A 17,276-nucleotide genomic window follows, 5' to 3' on the forward strand; every position below is an offset into this window, starting at 1 on the left:
GACCCCGCCCGCCCCGCCCCGGCGAAGGGCGACCCCCCGTCGGGGTGAGCGCCCTTCGCACCACGGCTACCCGCGCGGGGTAGCCGACGGTCTACCGCGATGACTCCGCGAGCCGACGGCCGAGAGGGCCGGCAGCTCGCCGAGCCGGTGACTCATCGAGTCGGGTCACTTGACCTCGACCGAGGCGCCGGCGCCCTCGAGGGACTCCTTGGCCTTGTCGGCGGCGTCCTTGGCGACCTTCTCGAGGACCGGCTTCGGGGTGCCGTCCACGAGCTCCTTGGCCTCCTTCAGGCCGAGCGAGGTCAGCTCGCGCACGACCTTGATGACCTGGATCTTCTTGTCGCCGGCGCCGGTCAGGATGACGTCGAACTCGTCCTGCTCGGGCTCGGCCTCGGCGGCGGCACCCGGGGCACCCGGGGCGGCGACGACGGCGGCGGCCGGGGCGGCGGCCTCGACGTCGAACTTCTCCTCGAACTTCTTCACGAAGTCCGACAGCTCGATGAGGGTCATCTCCTCGAACTGGGCAAGCAGTTCGTCCTGGCTGAGCTTCGCCATGGTTGTGGTCCTTCCACTTCGGTCGGCTGGTGCCGGATCAATATGTCGGCGGGCTTACGGCCCGCTGTGACCGAGTACGCTGAGTTACCGGTCGCTGCCGGTCACCCGTTGTCACGGGCCACCGGTCACGGTCCTTACTCGGACTCGGTCTCGGCGGGAGCCGTGGTGTCGGCACCGCCCTGCTCTTCGACCTTGCTGCGAAGCGCGTCCGCGGTGCGGACGAACTTCGAGAGCGGGGCCTGGAAGGTCGCCGCGGCCTTCGCCATGGACGCCTTCATGCCACCGGCCAGCTTGGCGAGCAGCACCTCGCGGGACTCGAGGTCCGCGAGCTTCTTGAGGTCGTCGGCGCCGTACAGCGCACCGTCGACGATGCCGCCCTTGATCACGAGGGCGGGGTTCTCCTTGGCGAAGTCACGAAGACCCTTCGCCGCCTCGACCGGGTCACCGGTCACGAAGGCGACAGCCGAGGAGCCCGTCAGGAACTCGTCGAGCTCGTTGATCCCGGCCTCGTTGGCCGCGATCTTGGTCAGCGTGTTCTTCACCACTCGGTACTGAGCGTTGTCACCGAGCGCACGACGCAGCTCCTTGAGCTGAGCCACGGAGAGTCCGGTGTACGCGGTGACCACAGCGGCGTTGGAGCCACGGAACTTGTCCGTGATCTCGTCGACGGCTGCGATCTTGTCGGGAGCGACCTGTTCCCTCGCCATGGGCCTCGGCCTCCTTCCGGGTGATGAGGACCGCTCGGAAGGGGCTGAACACGACAAACGCCCCAGCGCAGGCGCATGGGGCGTCGACTCGACCGAGATGCGGGCAGCGCCTCGGGAGTTCTTCCTCAATCACCTGCGCGGGTCGTCCGCAGCGAGCGGATCCTTCGGCCGTCGGCGCTCTGAGTGCGCACGACGACGACCAGCGGTCTTTGGCTTCGTATGGAGACTACGCGAACGGGCCCGGGACCGGCAAATCCGGTCCCGGGCCCGTTCCGGCCGGCCGGGCGCTCAGCCGGGCCGGTCGGGCGGTCAGCTGCTACGGCCGCCGTTCTGCGTCATCAGACCCGCGGCGTCCGTCGTCTCGCCGGCGGGCGGGGCGGTCACCTCCACGGAGGTGCCGTAGTCCGTGTAGTAGTTGGTGGCGTCGATGCCGGTGGCGCCGTCGGTGCTCTTGGCGACCTCGTGCTTCTTCACCAGCAGGTCGTTCTCATCGATCCACAGATCGATCTTCTCCTTCTTCAGACCCTGCTGCTTGAACTGCTGCTCAAGGGCCTGAAGGTCCTTCTCCGAGAGGTCCTTCGACTGCATCCGGGTCAGCTCGGAGACGGAGATCGTGCCGGAGTAGTGGGTGGTCTTCTTGCCCCGCACCGTCTCGGTACCCAGCGCCTTGACCTTGCCCGAGGCCAGCACGAGCTGGACCGAGCGCGCCGGGTTGTTGTTCTGCATCTGGTCCTTGAGCATGGCGCCGGAGGCGCCGCCCTTCTCGGCCAGCGTGTCGTAGTCGTACTTCATCCACTTCTTGCCGCCGGGGGCGCCGGCCGCGGGCTGGACGAACATCGCGTCGGGCAGGTAGATGGCCTTCGCCGACTGGGCACCGCCACCCATGGTGAGATCGGCCTCACCCTTCATTCCGCCGCCGGACCAGTCGAAGGCGCCCTTCATCCTGGTGCTCATGGTCCTGCCCTGGGACGTCTGCTTGTTGACGCCCTCGACCTTGGCGGAGTGCTGCTTGTCGGTGGCCGTCGACGCCTTCTTCAGCGCTGCCAGGGCGCCCTGCAGCGCCGAGTCGCCGCCCTTGGCCTCGTTGCCGCCGCCCCCGCTGCCGTTGCCGCCGTCCGCCTTCTCGCCGCCGCACGCCGTCAGCCCGGCTATCAGCGCGATACCCGCGGCGGTCGCCGCCATCCTGGTCTTCCGCATGGGACTCAGCCCCCCTGTTGCTGGACGGGCCCGGAACAGGGCCCCCGTTCTTTACCCGCACCTTACGCAACAGCGGAGACGCAGCCCACACCGGTACGGGTTCCGCCGACTGCCCAGGACGGCAGGTCTCGACAGGACACGGCGGCAGACGGACATCGCACGCGGACAGCAGACGTTCGGACGCAGGAGCGGCGAACGTCCGAACGCATGGACAACAGACGTCCCGACCGTACGGACAACGGCGAAGGCCGGTGCCCACCCCCGAGAGGGCGGGCACCGGCCTTCGGTGCCTGCGGGCCGGTCGCGGATCAGGCCGCGGCCGGGTCCTCCTCGACGAGGAGGTTGCGGGTGCGGTTCGGGTCGACCGGGATGCCGGGGCCCATCGTGGTGGTGAAGGATGCCTTCTTGATGTACCGGCCCTTCGCCGCCGCGGGCTTCAGCCTGGTGATCTCCTCAAGGGCGGCGGCGTAGTTCTCGACGAGCTGCTGCTCGTCGAAGGACGCCTTGCCGATGATGAAGTGCAGGTTGGCGTGCTTGTCGACGCGGAACTCGATCTTGCCGCCCTTGATGTCGCCCACGGCCTTGGCCACGTCGGGGGTGACGGTGCCGGTCTTCGGGTTCGGCATCAGACCACGCGGACCGAGCACCCGGCCGAGACGGCCGACCTTGCCCATCAGGTCCGGGGTGGCGACGACGGCATCGAAGTCGAGACGACCGCCGGCGACCTCCTCGATGAGCTCGTCGGAGCCGACGATGTCGGCCCCAGCGGCCTCCGCCGCCGCAGCACGGTCGCCGGTCGCGAAGACCAGGACCCGGGCGGTCTTACCGGTGCCGTGCGGGAGGTTGACGGTGCCGCGGACCATCTGGTCGGCCTTGCGCGGGTCGACACCCAGGCGCATGGCGACCTCGACGGTCGCGTCGAAGTTCTTCGTGGAGGTCTCCTTGGCGAGACGGACGGCCTCCAGGGGCGCGTACTGACGCGTCCTGTCGATCTTCTCGTCCGCTGCGCGGAGTGTCTTGCTGCGCTTCACTGCTGCTCCTGACGGTATGGAGTCGTGGTGCGGGCCAGCGCTTGGCCCTGCCACGGGGGTGGGAACGGGTGCCGGGGGCTCAGCCCTCGACGGTCACACCCATGGAACGGGCGGTACCGGCGATGATCTTCTCCGCCTGGTCCAGGTTGTTGGCGTTGAGGTCGGGCATCTTGGTCGTGGCGATCTCGCGCACCTGGTCACGGGTGATCTTGGCGACCTTGGTGGTGTGCGGGGTGCCGGAGCCCTTCTCGACGCCCGCGGCCTTGAGGATCATCTTGGAGGCCGGCGGCGTCTTGGTGATGAAGGTGAAGGAGCGGTCCTCGTAGACCGTGATCTCCACCGGGATCACCCAGCCACGCTGCGACTCGGTCGCGGCGTTGTAGGCCTTGCAGAACTCCATGATGTTGACGCCGTGCTGACCCAGCGCCGGGCCGACCGGCGGAGCCGGGTTGGCTGCGCCGGCCTGGATCTGGAGCTTGATCAGCCCCGCGACCTTCTTCTTCTTGGGAGGCATGTTCTCTCCGGGTCCTGGTGAGTTGCGACTCTCCCCCACCCTTCACCCGGGCGGAGGCATACCGCACAACGATAGCCCGTACCGTTCCGCGGCTTGAAACCGAGCAGGTCAGGAAGGGCGCGAGCGCCCTTCCTGACCTGTCCGGAAGCTGGTTTTCCCGCCCGTGGGGGGCAGGGTGGGATCAGTTCTTCTGGATCTGGTCGAAGCTCAGCTCGACCGGCGTCTCGCGGCCGAAGATCTCGACGAGGCCCTTGACCTTCTTCGAGTCGGCGTTGATCTCGTTGATGGTCGCCTGGAGGGTGGCGAACGGGCCGTCGGTGACGGTGACCGAGTCGCCGACCTCGAAGTCGAGGACCTGGACCTCCACCTTGCGCCCCGGACCGCCGGCCGGCTTGCCCTCCTCGTCGGCCGCGGCGGCCTTGGCGGCCTTCTCCTCGGCCTCGGGGGCGAGCATCTTGACGATCTCGTCGAGGGTCAGCGGGTACGGGTCGTAGGCGTTGCCGACGAAGCCGGTGACACCGGGGGTGTTGCGCACGACGCCCCACGACTCGTTGGTCAGGTCCATCCGGACCAGCACATAGCCGGGCAGCTTGTTCTGCCGCACGGTGCGGCGGTCGCCGTTCTTGATCTGGACGACCTCTTCCTGCGGCACCTCGGCCTGGAAGATGAAGTCCTCGACGTTGAGCGAGACGGCGCGCTGCTCCAGGTTGGTCTTCACCCGGTTCTCGTAGCCGGCGTAGGTGTGGATCACGTACCACTCGCCGGGCAGGAAGCGCAGCTCCTCGCGGAGCTGGGCGACGGGGTCGACCTGCTCCTCCTCGGCCCCTTCGGCCTCCTCGGCCTCTGCCGCTACGGCCTCCTCGGCCTCGGCTTCGGCGGTCTCCTCGGCGGAGGCTGCGACCTCGGCGTCGCCCTCCTCGCGGACGGCGGCCTCCTCGGCGGGCTCACCGGCAGCGGTCTCGGCGGCTTCCGCCCGGTCGACGCTGCTGTCCGCTGCCTCGACGATGTCGCGCGCCGTGTCGTCGCCCTCGGCGGGCTCGACGGCATCGTTCATGTTCGGCTCAGACACGGTGGCTGCTTCTTCCTGGCTTCAAGGGGTCGAACATGCGGAAAGCCCCGCGGAGGGGGCTCTGCGCGGAGGGTCAGCCGAAGACGTGTTTCATGACTTCGGTCAGCCCATAGTCAATCACGAACACCAAAGCGATGATGATGATGACAAAGACGATCACCACGCTCGTGTACGTGGAAAGCTGCTGCCGCGTCGGCCAGACGACCTTCCGAAGCTCCGCGACGATCTGGCGGTAGAAAAGAGCGAGCCGGGCCACCGGCCCCTTCTTCGCCCGCTTTCCGCCCTTACGGGGCTTCTTGCCTTCGGACGACCCTCCGGGCTCGGGGACCTCGGTGGTGTCCGTGATCTCCGTCACTCGTCCTCACCTGATCCGGGTCGTTGCCCTGCGGCGTCCGGCCCGGCCGCACGGCGGTGCAATTAAGTGCAGTTCCATACTTACGCAAGCACACAGCCGGTGTGTGTAGCAGGGCCGGAGGGACTCGAACCCCCAACCGCTGGTTTTGGAGACCAGTGCTCTACCAATTGAGCTACGACCCTTTGTCTTCCCCTCAACCTACCGCATCCATGCAGTCGCATGGAGTGCGCGGCAAGAACACGCTGTGACTGACGGTTGAAGGCCAACGACGTGAGAGTGTACGTGCTCTGCGGCCGGGCGTCGAACAGGATGCGGTCCGCCCGCCGCCGTGTGCTGTGATCCGGCCGCCGCCAAACCCCCGTGCCCTGCGGCTGCCGGGTCTGGGAACATGCCTCTATGAGCGCAGCGACTCCCCCTGCACAGTCCCCGTCCGAGCGACGTCTGTCGGCCCGTATCAGCGCGATCTCCGAGTCCGCGACGCTGGCCGTGGACGCCAAGGCCAAGGCGTTGAAGGCCGCCGGTCGCCCCGTGATCGGGTTCGGCGCCGGCGAGCCCGACTTCCCGACGCCCGACTACATCGTCGAGGCGGCCGTGAACGCGGCGCGCGACCCGAAGAACCACCGCTACTCCCCCGCGGGCGGACTCCCCGAACTGAAGTCCGCCCTCGCCGACAAGACTCTCCGTGACTCCGGTTACGAGATCGACGCGTCCCAGGTGCTCGTCACCAACGGCGGCAAGCAGGCGATCTACGAGGCGTTCGCCGCGCTGCTCGACCCGGGCGACGAGGTCATCGTGCCCGCGCCCTACTGGACCACCTACCCCGAGTCGATCCGGCTCGCGGGCGGCGTCCCGGTCGAGGTGACCGCGGACGAGACCACCGGATACCGGGTCTCCGTCGACCAGTTGGAGGCCGCGCGCACCGAGAAGACGAAGGTGCTGCTGTTCGTCTCGCCCTCCAACCCGACCGGCGCCGTCTACCCGCGCGAGCAGGTCGAGGAGATCGGCCGCTGGGCGCTGGAGCACGGGCTGTGGGTGCTCACCGACGAGATCTACGAGCACCTGGTCTACGGCGACGCGCAGTTCACCTCGCTGCCTGCCGTCGTGCCCGAGCTGCGCGACAAGTGCGTGGTCGTCAACGGCGTGGCCAAGACGTACGCCATGACCGGGTGGCGCGTCGGCTGGCTCATCGGCCCGCAGGACGTGATCAAGGCCGCGACGAACCTCCAGTCGCACGCCACCTCCAACGTCAGCAACGTCTCGCAGGCCGCAGCGCTGGCCGCCGTGTCAGGCGATCTGGACGCCGTGGCAGCGATGCGCGAGGCGTTCGACCGGCGCCGCCGCACCATCGTGCGGATGCTCAACGAGATCGACGGCGTCTTCTGCCCGGAGCCGGAGGGCGCGTTCTACGCCTACCCGTCGGTCAAGGCGCTGCTGGGCAAGGAGATCCGCGGCAAGCGGCCCGCCACCACCGTCGAGCTGGCCGCGCTGATCCTGGAAGAGGCCGAGGTCGCGGTCGTACCGGGCGAGGCCTTCGGCACCCCCGGCTATCTGCGGCTGTCCTACGCACTGGGCGACGAGGACCTGGTGGAGGGCGTCTCGCGGATCCAGAAGCTGCTGAGCTAGCCGCGCGGGGAGCGGTGCGGGGCCGTCCCCGCCACCTCCTCCCCTCTCTCGGCTCCCTCGGCGAAGCGGGGCCCGGGCACACCCCGGGCCCCGCTCGCGTTTTCGGGAGCGCCCCCTTACGAGAACCGGCTACCTCCCCGGCGCCCGGATACGGCAGGATCTTGGGATGTTGCACTCTTCCGGAGAGCGGGACCCGCGTACGCTGCCGAAAGCCCATCTGCATCTGCACTTCACCGGGTCGATGCGCCCCTCCACGCTGCTGGAACTGGCCGACAAGTACGGCGTGCACCTGCCCGAGGCGCTGAGCGGGGGTGAGCCCCCCAAGCTGCGGGCGACCGACGAGCGCGGCTGGTTCCGGTTCCAGCGGCTGTACGACCTGGCGCGGTCGTGCCTGCGGGAGCCCGAGGACATCCAGCGGCTGGTGCGGGAGGCCGCACAGGAGGACGTACGGGACGGTTCGCGCTGGCTGGAGATCCAGGTCGATCCCACCTCGTACGCGCCCCGGCTCGGTGGCCTGACCCCCGCGCTGGAGATCATCCTGGACGCGGTGGAGTCCGCCTCCCGGCAGACCGGGCTGGGCATCCGGGTACTGGTGGCGGCGAACCGGATGAAGCACCCGCTGGACGCCCGTACGCTGGCCCGGCTCGCGGTGCGCTACCGGGACCGCGGCATCGTCGGTTTCGGGCTCTCCAACGATGAACGGCGCGGCTTCGCGCGCGACTTCGACCGCGCCTTCACCATCGCCCGGGAGGGCGGACTGCTCGCGGCGCCGCACGGGGGCGAGTTGTCCGGGCCGAGCAGCGTACGGGACTGCCTGGACGATCTGCGCGCCTCCCGCGTCGGCCACGGGGTGCGGGCCGCCGAGGACCCCTGGCTGCTGGCGCGGCTGGCCGAACGGCAGGTCACCTGCGAGGTCTGCCCCGCCTCCAATGTGGCGCTGGGCGTCTACGACAAGGCGGAGGACGTACCGGTCCGGACGCTGTGGGACGCCGGCGTGCCGATGGCGCTCGGCGCCGACGACCCGCTGCTGTTCGGCTCGCGGCTGGCGGAACAGTACGAACTGGTACGCCGGGTGCACGGCTTCTCGGACGCCGAGCTGGCGGAACTGGCCCGGCAGTCGGTGCGGGGCGCCTCCATGCCGCGGGACCTGCGGGACGAGGTGCTGGCCGACATCGACGCCTGGCTGGCGGCCGAACCGGGCTAGCCCGCGGTGGAGTCGTGGCCCCCGGCCGGGACCAGTGCGTGCAGCAGGGTGCTCACGAGACCGCGTACGAACTCGCCCAGCGGCTGCTCGGGGCACTCCCCGTCGGCGAAGTCGTAGAGGAAGGCGCGCTGCGAGCAGGCGCCGAGCAGCAGGGCGGCGGCGGCGTCGACATCGGCGTCCGGTCGCACGGCCCCGCGTTCCCGCTCGGCCCGTAGATAGGCGGCCAGGGCGACCAACGGCGTGCGAGGGCCCACGCCGAGCTCGCGTACGCCTTCGAAGTGGCGCCGTTTGAGGGTCGGCTCGGCGAACAGGGACGCCGCGATGGGGACGCTCTGCTCGTAGAAGAGGGCCGCGTGCTCGGCGACCTCGGTGAGGTTGCGCTCCAGTCCGCGCTCCCCCGCGTCCTTGGCGAGCTCGTTCAGCAGCGGGTTGAGGCGGGGCAGCCGGTCGTGCAGGACGCGTACGAAGATCTCCTCCTTGCCGGAGAAGTGCTTGTAGAGCGCTGCCTCGGAGCAGCCGGCCGCCCGGGCGATCTCCTTCGTGGTGGTGCGGGCCAGGCCGATGGTGCGCAGCAGCTGGGCTGCGGCGTCGAGGATGCGCTCGCGGGTGGGCCGCGTCTGCCGGGTTGACTTGTGAGTGGGCATTCACCCACTCTAGCGGTAAGTGAATACTCACCCACCCCTCAGTGGAGAGGTAGAGCGGCATGCGCTACACGATCTTCGGCGCCACCGGAGGCAGCGGACAGCAGTTGGCACGGCAGGCGCTGGACGCCGGTCACAAGGTGACAGCCGTGGTACGCGACCCCGGCCGGCTGCCCGTACGGCACGACCTGCTGGAGGTCGCCACCGCCGATGTCCGCGACCCCGAGGCGCTGCGCCCCCTGGTCGCCGGCGCCGACGCGGCGCTGTCGGGACTCGGCGCCCCCGGCAACAAGGGCGCGGGCATCGCCTCCGCCGGAACCCGCGCCATCCTGCGCGCGCTGGAGGCCGAGGGCGTGGAGCGCTACGTCGCGATCAGCGCGGCGCCGGTCGGCACCCAGCCGCACGACGAGGGCCGGCTGCACCGCGCGGTGGTGCTGCCCCTGGTGCGTCGCGCCTTCAAGGACGTCTACGCGGACCTGGCCGTGATGGAGGAGGAGATTCGCGGCAGCGCGCTGCGGTGGACCGTCGTACGTCCGCCGCAGCTCACCGACCGGCCCGGCACCGGCCACTGGCGACTGCGCGAGGGCACGGCCGTACCGGGGCGGCTGCGCATCACACGGACCGACCTGGCGGCCGCGATGCTGGCGATGGTGGACGACACGACCACCGAGAGGAAGATCATCGGCGTGGCCAACTGAGCGGCGCCCCGGGAGGGCCACCGACAGCGCTCACAGCGCGCAGCCGACCATCACCGGCTCGTTGGTGAGGGTGATACCGAAGGCGGCCCGCACCCCTTCGCGCACCTCACGGGCCAGCGCCAGCAGGTCGGCGGTGGTGGCCGAGCCCCGGTTGGTCAGCGCCAGGGTGTGCTTGGTCGAGATCCGGGCCGGGCCGCTGCCGTAGCCCTTGGTGAAGCCCGCCTTGTCGATGAGCCACGCCGCCGAGGTCTTCGTCCGCCCCTCCCCCGCCGGAAAGGCCGGGGGCGCCACCTCGGGCCCGAGCCGGTCGCGCACCCGGTCGACGAAGGCGGCGAAATCGGCGTCGTCCAGGATCGGGTTGGTGAAGAAGGAGCCGGCCGACCAGGTGTCGTGGTCGGCGGCGTCGAGCACCATGCCCTTCCCCGCACGCAGCCGCAGCACGGCCTCGCGGGCGGTGGCGGCAGGCACCCGGTCCCCCGGCTCGACACCCAGGACGCGGGCCGTCTCGCCGTACTTGATCGGCGCGGACAGCCCCTCCGCGTCCTCCAGCTCGAAGCGCACCCGCAACACCACATGGCGTGCGGGGTCCGCCTTGAAGCGGCTGTGCCGGTAGGAGAAGTCGCACTCGGCGTTCGTGAGGGTCACCGTCTCGCGCGTCCGCCGGTCGTAGGCGACGACCTCGGTGAGCGTGCTGGAGACCTCCTGGCCGTACGCGCCCACGTTCTGGATCGGCGTGGCGCCCGCGGAGCCCGGGATACCGGCCAGGCACTCGATCCCGGCCAGCCCCGCCTCCACGGTGCGCGCGACGGCGTTGGACCAGTTCTCGCCGGCCGCCAGCTCCAAGCTGGTACCGGAGAGCGAGAAACCGCTGGTCGCGATGTGCAGGACGGTGCCCTCGAAGCCCTCGTCCGCGATGACGAGATTGCTGCCGCCCGCGATGATCAGCAGCGGAGCGCCGCTGTCGTCCGCCTCGCGGACCGCCGCGACCACCTCGTCGTCGGTGGTCGCCGTGACCAGCCGCTGGGCCGGCCCACCGAGGCGCAGCGTCGTCAGCGGGGCGAGCGAGACCAGAGGGACACCGGAGTCAACGTAGAGTTCCTGCACGGACACCAGCGTACGGGGACGTACGCGCCGCCCCACCGCAGGCCGGGCGGGACCCGGCCCAGGGGCGGCTCGGTCCGGGCCGGGCGCGGCCTTGGGCCGGCCCGGGAACACGTCCTCGGGAGGCACGGTCCAGGACTTCTCGGGCTCGGTCCGGAAGCCCGCCTCAGGCGAGCTCGACCACGGCCCGGGACATGCCCAGCACCTTGGTGCCCGCACTGGTGACCGTCAGGTCCACCTGCACCGTACGGGCCTGGTCGTCGAGCTTCTTGGCGACCTTCGCCGCCACCTCGATGACCGCGCCCTGGCCGTCGTCCGGGACCACGACCGGCTTGGTGAAGCGCACGCCGTACTCCAGCAGCGCGCCGGGATCACCCGTCCAGTCGGTGATCACCCGCGCGGCCTCGGCCATGGTGAACATGCCGTGCGCGATGACATCCGGCAGGCCGACCTCCTTGGCGAAGCGCTCGTTCCAGTGGATGGGGTTGAAGTCCCCGGAGGCGCCGGCGTACCGGACCAGCCGGGCCCGGTCCACGGGAAAGGTGCGGAGGGGCAGCTGAGTGCCCTCCTCGACATCGGCATAGGCGATCTGCGCTGTCATCTCCGTCACTCCCCTTCGGCCGCTTCGGCCGCTCCGCCGGTTCCGCCTGCTTCGACCGCGCGTGCCACCAGCTTGGTGTGCACGGTCACCACCGGCTGCCCCTCCGCGTCCTGGACCTCACCGCGGATGTCGAGCACCTCGTTGCCCGCCAGGGACTTGATGGACTCGATGGTGGAGGTGACCGAGAGCACGTCCCCGGCGCGGACCGGGCGGTGGTAGGCGAACTGCTGGTCCCGGTGGACCACCCGGGCGTAGTCCAGGCCCAGCTTCGGGTCACGTACCACGCTCTCCGCCTCCTGGTAGGAGACGGAGAAGACGAAGGTGGGCGGCGCGATCACGTCCGGGTGACCGAGCGCCTTGGCGGCCTCGGCGTCCCGGTAGGCGGGGTTGTCGTCACCAATGGCCTCCGCGAACTCGCGGATCTTCTCCCTGCCGACCTCGTACGGCCTGCTGGGCGGGTACGTACGCCCCACGAAAGACTGGTCGAGTGCCATCGGCGGCGCCTCCTGCGGCAGTGTGGCGGTTTCACGGCGGTACGGCTTCGCGAGCCGTGGCCCCCTGGGGCCCGGCCGGACCCCACCGGACGCCAGGGGTCCCCCCAGGGTCCACGGCCGGGCCAGGCCATCGGATTCCGAAGCCGTGCCAGAGGCTCGGGCTTCCGGAGCGGAACCAGAGGTTCCGGACACAGCACGAGGCCGACCCCGACAAGCGGGGACGGCCTCAGAGCATGAGAGGAATCAGCGCGTCTCGCGGTGCACCGTGTGCCGGTTGTCACGCGGGCAGAACTTCTTCATCTCAAGCCTGTCCGGATTGTTGCGCCGGTTCTTCTTCGTAATGTAGTTCCGCTCCTTGCACTCCACGCAGGCCAGCGTGATCTTCGGGCGGACGTCTGTGGCAGCCACGTGAGTGCTCCTTGACGAACGGACGGGTTTTAACGCAGAAAGAGTAGCCGATCGGAGGACCGACCCCACAACCGGCTACTGTCGGTGAAGTAGCGGTGACCGGACTTGAACCGGTGACACAGCGATTATGAGCCGCTTGCTCTACCGACTGAGCTACACCGCCACGATGCGGCGACCTCCCGACGGAAGATCTCTCACATCAGAGCCCCAAAACGGAATCGAACCGTTGACCTTCTCCTTACCATGGAGACGCTCTGCCGACTGAGCTATTGGGGCGAGCGATGAAGACATTACACGTCCCGCCGCCAAACGTGAAATCGGTATTGGGCGCCGCCGCCGGTCGCCGATCCTGCCCCGATCGGGCCGCGCACGTACCTCCACACGTACCCCGCAACGGCCGTCCCAACCAGCTCCGGCACCACACCGGTACGACTATTCGCCTCCTCCCCGCCGCCGCTCACGGCGCGTCATACGCTCGTCTCCAGATGCGACGTGGGAGCCAGATGACCGACAGCGAGCCGCAGGAACCGGGAAAGGCGGAGCGGGATTTCCGCGATGCCGCCGCCCGGCATTCCACCCGCCCGGCACGCTCCCTCGTACTGTGCGGCGCGCGGCTCGCGGACGGCCGCACCGTCGACGTACGACTGGTGGGCGAACGCATCGAGGCCGTCGGCACCGCCGGCAGCCTCGGAACCGGACAGGACGGCGCCACCCGTATCGACCTGTCCGGCTATCTGTTGCTCCCCGCCCCCGCCGAGCCCCATGCGCACTACGACACCGCGCTGACAGCCGAGCCCCCCGGCCGGCCCGATCCCGACCACCGCGCCGACGGCACCGACCCCGCCGACCCCGCCGCGGTGGACGTCCAGCGGCGTACGACCGAAGCAGCGCTCCTCCAACTCAGCCAGGGCGCGACCGCGCTGCGCACCCATGTGCACATCGGCGACGTCGCCGGGCTGCGCTCCCTGGGAGCGGTACTGCAGGCCCGCAGGTCGCTGCGCGGCCTGGTCGACCTGAGCGCCGTCGCGGTACCCCGACTGCTGACGGGCGCCGCCGGCGCCGAGGGGCTGTCGATACTGCGGGACGCCGTGAAGATGGGCGCCGCGGCCGTCGGCGGCTGCCCCGACCTCGACCCCGACCCCGGCGGCTACATCGAAGCGGTACTGGAGGTCGCCGCCGAACACGGCTGCCCGGTCGACCTGCACACCGACGCCGGCGATCCGGCGCGCCTCGCCCGGCTCGCCGCGGCGGTGGGCGGGCTGCGGCCCGGCGTCACCATCGGCCCGTGCGGCGGCCTGGCCGGACTGCCGCACCAGGCCGCCCAGCGCGCCGCGGGCCAACTGGCCGCCGCCGGGGTGACCGTGGTGTGCCTGCCGCAGGGCAACTGCGGCGTCCTGGAGCGCCCCACCTCCACCACACCCTCCCGGACCGCACCCGTTCGAGTGCTGGCGGCGGCGGGAGTCAGGGTCGCCGCCGGCAGCGGAGCCCTGCGGGACGCCGCCAACCAGGTCGGCCGGGGCGACCCGCTGGAAGCCGCCTATCTGCTCGCCTCCCACGGCGAGGCCCGCCCCTACAGCGCCTACGAGGCGGTCAGCACCCGAGCGCGCGCCGCGATGGGACTGCCCGAAGTACGCGTCGAGGCGGGCTTCCCCGCCGAACTGCTCGCGGTTCGCGGCAACGAGTTGTCCGGTGCGCTCTCGCTCGCCTACAGCCGGATCGTCGTCCACCGGGGGCGCGTGGTGGCGCGCACCAGCGCCGTACGGGAGTACTGCGACCTGGTCGGAGCACGGGAGTTGGGGCTGCCCCGCCAATCGCAGGGCTGACGTACGGGGGGCCACCTGCCGCTCGCCGGGGCGACCGGTCGGGGCGATCCGCCCGGGCGACCCGTTGGGGCGACCGCCCGGACGACCAGCCGGGTTGTGCGGATCCCCGCCTGAAGGGCTGCCGCCTGCGCGGGCTGCCTCGGCACGGACCGGGCCGTGCGCCGGCCGGGGGCCTGCGCGGGCCGGGGCCTGCACGGGCCGGGTGCGCGGATGGCCGTCGCGGTGGGCGTACGGTCGAGGCATGCGCACAGTTATCGCTGGTGGACACGGTCAGATCGCGTTGCGGCTGGAGCGGCTGCTCGCCGGGCGCGGGGACGGGGTGGCGGGCATCGTGCGCCGCCCCGAACAGGCGAGCGACCTGTTGGCGGCGGGTGCCGAACCCGTCGTGTGCGACCTGGAGACGGCGAGCGTCGAGGAGGTCGCACGGCATCTGGAGGGCGCCGACGCGGCCGTCTTCGCGGCCGGTGCCGGACCGGGCAGCGGCGCCGCCCGTAAGAAGACGGTCGACCACCAGGCAGCCGTCCTGTTCGCGGACGCCGCACAGGCGGCGGGCGTACGGCGCTATGTGATCGTCTCCTCGATGCGCGCCGACGCCTCCCTCGAAGGGACACCCGAGGGCATAGACCCCGTCTTCGCCGACTATCTGCGAGCCAAGGGCGCCGCCGACGACGACCTTCGGGCCCGCGCCGGCCTCGACTGGACCGTACTGCGCCCCGGCCGCCTGACCGAAGACCCGGGCACCGGCCGCGTCCACCTGGCCCCCGAGACCGGCCGCTCCGAGGTGACCAGGGACGACGTGGCGGCAGTCCTCATGGCACTGCTCGACGAGCCTCGCACCGCCGGACTGACCCTGGAACTGGTGGGCGGCAGCATGCCGATCCCCGAAGCGATCGACGAGGTGGCCGGGGTCGAAGGCAGTTGACGTCACACACCAGAAGCGGCCCCCTCGCACTGAAGCGAGGGGGCCGCTTTCGGCTGTGGCGGCGCTAGGATTCGAACCTAGGAAGGCTGAGCCGGCAGATTTACAGTCTGCTCCCTTTGGCCGCTCGGGCACACCGCCTGGGATCGCTGCCCGACACTCCGCTCGGGGCGGTGCGCCGTGGCAACGGTGTAAACCATACCCGATGGCCGGGGGTGGTTCGCCACCCGATTGATCAGTCGCGTCCGACCCGCCGCAGTGATCCACCGCACGGTCCCCCGAGGTGCTCCGCGCGACGCCCTCACCGGCCAGGGTCGGACCGCCGTTGCGGGTGGCTAGGCTTTGCGCACGGCCCTCGGGGGCCGTTCTCTGCCGGATCTATGTACGAGGAGCCAACTCACCATGGCCGACTCCAGTTTCGACATCGTCTCGAAGGTCGAGCGGCAGGAGGTCGACAACGCGCTGAACCAGGCCGCGAAGGAGATCTCCCAGCGCTACGACTTCAAGGGTGTGGACGCTTCCATCGCGTGGTCGGGCGAGCGGATCGAGATGCGGGCGAACTCGGAGGAGCGGGTGAAGGCCGTGCTCGACATCTTCCAGTCCAAGCTGATCAAGCGCGGCATCTCGCTGAAGGCGCTGGACACCGGGGAGCCACAGGCCTCCGGCAAGGAGTACCGCATCTCCGCGTCGCTCCAGGAGGGCATCTCCCAGGAGAACGCCAAGAAGGTCGCGAAGGTCATCCGGGACGAGGGCCCCAAGGGCGTCAAGGCTCAGGTGCAGGGCGACGAACTGCGGGTGACCTCCAAGAGCCGGGACAGCCTGCAGGAGGTCATCAGCCTGCTGAAGGGCAAGGACTTCGACTTCGCCCTGCAGTACGTGAACTTCCGCTAGACCGGAGCCCGCCGAGGCGTACTCCTGTCGGGGCGTACTCCTGTCGAGTCCGCACTCCCATGCGGGGCGCGGCCGGGCGGGAAGGGTGGGCCTCACCCCTGGAAACGGGTGGGGCTCACTGGTGCGGACGGGTGAGCGGTCACCAGCGGTAGCCCGGGTAGGCCCCGGGCGCGCCGGTGGTCACGATCTCGCGGCCGAGCGGCATCAGCGAGACCGGGACCATCTTGAAGTGGGCCAGCCCGAAGGGGATGCCGATGAGGGTCACGCAGAGCGCCACACCCATGGTGAGGTGTCCGAGCGTGAGCCAGATCCCTGCGAAGACGAGCCAGACGATGTTCCCGGCGCCGGACGCGGCGCCCGCGTCCGGGCGCTGTACGACGGTCCGGCCGAACGGCCACAGGGCGTACGCGGCGATGCGGAAGCAGGCCAGGCCCCAGGGGATCGTGATGATGAGCACACAGCAGACGAGTCCCGCCAGGACGTAGCCGAGTGCCATCCAGAGGCCGGAAAAGATCAGCCAGAGCAGATTGAGGAGGGTCTTCACCCTCGCCAGCCTGCCATCTTCTCCAGCCGGGCGACACGCTCACCCATCGGTGGATGGGTGGAGAAAAGTTTCGTCATGCCGCCCTCACCCCTGCGGAACGGGTTGGCGATCATCATGTGGCTCGCCGTCTCCAGGCGTGGCTCTGGCGGCAACGGCAGCTGTGCCGTGCCCGCCTCCAGTTTCCGCAGGGCGGAGGCGAGCGCCAGCGGGTCGCCGGTGAGCTGCGCGCCGGAGGCGTCGGCCTCGTACTCCCGGGAGCGGGAGACGGCCAGCTGGATGAGGGAGGCGGCGAGCGGGCCCAGCAGCATGATCAGCAACATGCCGACCAGCCCCGGCCCCTCGTCGTCGTCGGAGCGCCCGAAGGGGACCAGCCAGGCGAAGTTGACCAGGAAGAGCACCACCGAGGCGAGAGCGCCCGCGATGGAGGAGATGAGGATGTCCCGGTTGTAGACGTGGCTCAGCTCGTGGCCCAGGACACCGCGCAGCTCACGTTCGTTCAGTATGCGAAGGATGCCGTCCGTGCAGCACACCGCGGCGTTGCGCGGGTTACGGCCGGTGGCGAAGGCATTGGGTGCCTGGGTGGGCGAGATGTACAGCCGCGGCATGGGCTGCCGGGCGGCCGTGGACAGCTCGCGGACCATGCGGTACAACTGCGGGGCCTCGAACTCGCTGACCGGGCGGGCACGCATGGCGCGCAGCGCGAGCTTGCCGCTGTTCCAGTACGCGTAGGCGTTGGTACCCAGCGCGATCAGCAGCGCGACGACCAGGCCCGTGGTGCCGAAAAAGCTCCCGATGACGAGGATGAGGGCGGACAGCCCTCCCAGGAGCAGAGCTGTCCTCAGCCCGTTGTGCCGGCGGTGCACGGTACGCCCTCCAGATGGTGCCGCGGAGCCCTGAGCCG

General features: G+C 70.2%; 20 protein-coding genes and 4 tRNA genes. 6 read left to right on the top strand and 18 right to left on the bottom strand.

Going from position 1 to position 17,276, the window contains the following annotated elements:
- Positions 1 to 165: 165 nt before the first annotated feature.
- The 8 genes from rplL to KBY19_RS25405 form a co-directional block, all read right to left on the bottom strand.
- A complete protein-coding gene (gene rplL / locus KBY19_RS25370; protein WP_099883455.1) occupies positions 166 to 555 on the bottom strand; it encodes a 50S ribosomal protein L7/L12 in 390 nt (129 codons plus the stop codon).
- A 134-nt stretch (positions 556 to 689) separates the two neighbouring features.
- Positions 690 to 1,262: a 50S ribosomal protein L10 gene (gene rplJ, locus KBY19_RS25375; protein ID WP_099883454.1), complete on the bottom strand. Its 573-nt coding sequence runs from the start codon at positions 1,260 to 1,262 to the stop codon at positions 690 to 692.
- 309 nt (positions 1,263 to 1,571) lie between these two features.
- The gene (locus KBY19_RS25380) at positions 1,572 to 2,459 is read right to left on the bottom strand and encodes a hypothetical protein (protein WP_099883453.1); all 888 of its coding nucleotides are present in this window, start codon (positions 2,457 to 2,459) and stop codon (positions 1,572 to 1,574) included.
- Between the two features lie 308 nt (positions 2,460 to 2,767).
- Complete coding sequence (gene rplA, locus KBY19_RS25385) at positions 2,768 to 3,490, bottom strand: 50S ribosomal protein L1 (protein WP_099883452.1); 723 nt, start codon at positions 3,488 to 3,490, stop codon at positions 2,768 to 2,770.
- Between the two features lie 79 nt (positions 3,491 to 3,569).
- Positions 3,570 to 4,004, bottom strand: a complete 435-nt coding sequence (gene rplK / locus KBY19_RS25390; RefSeq protein WP_099883451.1) for a 50S ribosomal protein L11 — start codon at positions 4,002 to 4,004, stop codon at positions 3,570 to 3,572.
- A gap of 181 nt (positions 4,005 to 4,185) precedes the next feature.
- Positions 4,186 to 5,073 (bottom strand): transcription termination/antitermination protein NusG, encoded by an 888-nt coding sequence (nusG, locus tag KBY19_RS25395; protein ID WP_210956784.1) that lies wholly within the window; start codon positions 5,071 to 5,073, stop codon positions 4,186 to 4,188.
- Positions 5,074 to 5,146: 73 nt separating this feature from the next.
- The gene (gene secE / locus KBY19_RS25400) at positions 5,147 to 5,428 is read right to left on the bottom strand and encodes a preprotein translocase subunit SecE (RefSeq protein WP_099883449.1); all 282 of its coding nucleotides are present in this window, start codon (positions 5,426 to 5,428) and stop codon (positions 5,147 to 5,149) included.
- Positions 5,429 to 5,537: 109 nt separating this feature from the next.
- Positions 5,538 to 5,610 (bottom strand) — tRNA-Trp (locus tag KBY19_RS25405).
- 214 nt (positions 5,611 to 5,824) lie between these two features.
- On the opposite strand from KBY19_RS25405, the gene KBY19_RS25410 reads away from it, so the two are divergent.
- Together KBY19_RS25410 and KBY19_RS25415 are read left to right on the top strand one after the other, a co-directional pair.
- Positions 5,825 to 7,051 (top strand): pyridoxal phosphate-dependent aminotransferase, encoded by a 1,227-nt coding sequence (locus KBY19_RS25410; RefSeq protein ID WP_099883448.1) that lies wholly within the window; start codon positions 5,825 to 5,827, stop codon positions 7,049 to 7,051.
- Between the two features lie 166 nt (positions 7,052 to 7,217).
- Positions 7,218 to 8,255 carry an adenosine deaminase gene (locus KBY19_RS25415; protein ID WP_099883447.1) on the top strand — a complete coding sequence of 346 codons (1,038 nt, stop codon included), beginning with the start codon at positions 7,218 to 7,220 and terminating at the stop codon, positions 8,253 to 8,255.
- Here KBY19_RS25415 and KBY19_RS25420 read toward each other — a convergent pair.
- Positions 8,252 to 8,899, bottom strand: a complete 648-nt coding sequence (locus KBY19_RS25420; protein WP_210966785.1) for a TetR/AcrR family transcriptional regulator — start codon at positions 8,897 to 8,899, stop codon at positions 8,252 to 8,254. The genes KBY19_RS25415 and KBY19_RS25420 overlap by 4 nt on opposite strands.
- 59 nt (positions 8,900 to 8,958) lie before the next feature.
- Here KBY19_RS25420 and KBY19_RS25425 point away from each other — a divergent pair, with 59 nt between their 5' ends.
- Positions 8,959 to 9,594 carry an NAD(P)-dependent oxidoreductase gene (locus tag KBY19_RS25425; protein WP_210966786.1) on the top strand — a complete coding sequence of 212 codons (636 nt, stop codon included), beginning with the start codon at positions 8,959 to 8,961 and terminating at the stop codon, positions 9,592 to 9,594.
- A 30-nt stretch (positions 9,595 to 9,624) separates the two neighbouring features.
- Here KBY19_RS25425 and KBY19_RS25430 read toward each other — a convergent pair whose 3' ends face one another.
- The 6 genes from KBY19_RS25430 to KBY19_RS25455 form a co-directional block, all read right to left on the bottom strand.
- Positions 9,625 to 10,698, bottom strand: a complete 1,074-nt coding sequence (locus tag KBY19_RS25430; protein ID WP_099886713.1) for a UDP-N-acetylmuramate dehydrogenase — start codon at positions 10,696 to 10,698, stop codon at positions 9,625 to 9,627.
- A gap of 163 nt (positions 10,699 to 10,861) precedes the next feature.
- Positions 10,862 to 11,296 (bottom strand): MaoC family dehydratase, encoded by a 435-nt coding sequence (locus tag KBY19_RS25435; RefSeq protein WP_099886712.1) that lies wholly within the window; start codon positions 11,294 to 11,296, stop codon positions 10,862 to 10,864.
- Positions 11,297 to 11,301: 5 nt separating this feature from the next.
- Entirely contained in the window at positions 11,302 to 11,790 is a 489-nt protein-coding gene (locus KBY19_RS25440; RefSeq protein WP_099883444.1) for a MaoC family dehydratase N-terminal domain-containing protein, read from the bottom strand.
- Between the two features lie 243 nt (positions 11,791 to 12,033).
- Positions 12,034 to 12,198 carry a 50S ribosomal protein L33 gene (gene rpmG / locus KBY19_RS25445; protein WP_019354206.1) on the bottom strand — a complete coding sequence of 55 codons (165 nt, stop codon included), beginning with the start codon at positions 12,196 to 12,198 and terminating at the stop codon, positions 12,034 to 12,036.
- Between the two features lie 90 nt (positions 12,199 to 12,288).
- A tRNA-Met gene (locus KBY19_RS25450) sits at positions 12,289 to 12,361 on the bottom strand.
- A gap of 40 nt (positions 12,362 to 12,401) precedes the next feature.
- Positions 12,402 to 12,474, bottom strand: a tRNA-Thr gene (locus KBY19_RS25455).
- A 227-nt stretch (positions 12,475 to 12,701) separates the two neighbouring features.
- On the opposite strand from KBY19_RS25455, the gene KBY19_RS25460 reads away from it, so the two are divergent.
- Complete coding sequence (locus KBY19_RS25460) at positions 12,702 to 14,021, top strand: hydrolase (protein WP_210956781.1); 1,320 nt, start codon at positions 12,702 to 12,704, stop codon at positions 14,019 to 14,021.
- Between the two features lie 241 nt (positions 14,022 to 14,262).
- A complete protein-coding gene (locus KBY19_RS25465) occupies positions 14,263 to 14,943 on the top strand; it encodes an NAD(P)H-binding protein (protein WP_210966787.1) in 681 nt (226 codons plus the stop codon).
- Between the two features lie 56 nt (positions 14,944 to 14,999).
- Here the strand turns inward: KBY19_RS25465 and KBY19_RS25470 are convergent.
- A tRNA-Tyr gene (locus KBY19_RS25470) sits at positions 15,000 to 15,081 on the bottom strand.
- Positions 15,082 to 15,342: 261 nt separating this feature from the next.
- Here KBY19_RS25470 and KBY19_RS25475 point away from each other — a divergent pair.
- Positions 15,343 to 15,831, top strand: coding sequence for a YajQ family cyclic di-GMP-binding protein (locus KBY19_RS25475; protein ID WP_099883441.1), 489 nt, complete (start codon positions 15,343 to 15,345; stop codon positions 15,829 to 15,831).
- Between the two features lie 139 nt (positions 15,832 to 15,970).
- Here KBY19_RS25475 and KBY19_RS25480 read toward each other — a convergent pair whose 3' ends face one another.
- The gene (locus KBY19_RS25480) at positions 15,971 to 16,375 is read right to left on the bottom strand and encodes a YccF domain-containing protein (protein WP_099883440.1); all 405 of its coding nucleotides are present in this window, start codon (positions 16,373 to 16,375) and stop codon (positions 15,971 to 15,973) included.
- Entirely contained in the window at positions 16,372 to 17,238 is an 867-nt protein-coding gene (gene htpX, locus KBY19_RS25485; RefSeq protein ID WP_099883439.1) for a zinc metalloprotease HtpX, read from the bottom strand. The genes KBY19_RS25480 and htpX overlap by 4 nt, the downstream gene beginning before the upstream one ends.
- Between the last annotated feature and the right edge of the window lie 38 nt (positions 17,239 to 17,276).

The organism is Streptomyces sp. B15, assembly GCF_018070605.1.
In the GTDB taxonomy this organism is placed as follows: Bacteria; Actinomycetota; Actinomycetes; order Streptomycetales; family Streptomycetaceae; genus Streptomyces; species Streptomyces smyrnaeus.

Excerpts from the sequence above, each read along its gene's own strand:
- KBY19_RS25435 (WP_099886712.1), bottom strand. The coding sequence starts at position 11,296 with ATGACAGCGCAGATCGCCTATGCCGATGTCGAGGAGGGCACTCAGCTG.
- KBY19_RS25465 (WP_210966787.1), top strand. The coding sequence starts at position 14,263 with ATGCGCACAGTTATCGCTGGTGGACACGGTCAGATCGCGTTGCGGCTG.
- rplJ (WP_099883454.1), bottom strand. The coding sequence starts at position 1,262 with ATGGCGAGGGAACAGGTCGCTCCCGACAAGATCGCAGCCGTCGACGAG.
- KBY19_RS25380 (WP_099883453.1), bottom strand. The coding sequence starts at position 2,459 with ATGCGGAAGACCAGGATGGCGGCGACCGCCGCGGGTATCGCGCTGATA.
- rplL (WP_099883455.1), bottom strand. The coding sequence starts at position 555 with ATGGCGAAGCTCAGCCAGGACGAACTGCTTGCCCAGTTCGAGGAGATG.
- KBY19_RS25440 (WP_099883444.1), bottom strand. The coding sequence starts at position 11,790 with ATGGCACTCGACCAGTCTTTCGTGGGGCGTACGTACCCGCCCAGCAGG.
- KBY19_RS25460 (WP_210956781.1), top strand. The coding sequence starts at position 12,702 with ATGACCGACAGCGAGCCGCAGGAACCGGGAAAGGCGGAGCGGGATTTC.
- KBY19_RS25425 (WP_210966786.1), top strand. The coding sequence starts at position 8,959 with ATGCGCTACACGATCTTCGGCGCCACCGGAGGCAGCGGACAGCAGTTG.
- KBY19_RS25415 (WP_099883447.1), top strand. The coding sequence starts at position 7,218 with ATGTTGCACTCTTCCGGAGAGCGGGACCCGCGTACGCTGCCGAAAGCC.
- KBY19_RS25420 (WP_210966785.1), bottom strand. The coding sequence starts at position 8,899 with ATGCCCACTCACAAGTCAACCCGGCAGACGCGGCCCACCCGCGAGCGC.
- rplK (WP_099883451.1), bottom strand. The coding sequence starts at position 4,004 with ATGCCTCCCAAGAAGAAGAAGGTCGCGGGGCTGATCAAGCTCCAGATC.
- KBY19_RS25410 (WP_099883448.1), top strand. The coding sequence starts at position 5,825 with ATGAGCGCAGCGACTCCCCCTGCACAGTCCCCGTCCGAGCGACGTCTG.
- KBY19_RS25475 (WP_099883441.1), top strand. The coding sequence starts at position 15,343 with ATGGCCGACTCCAGTTTCGACATCGTCTCGAAGGTCGAGCGGCAGGAG.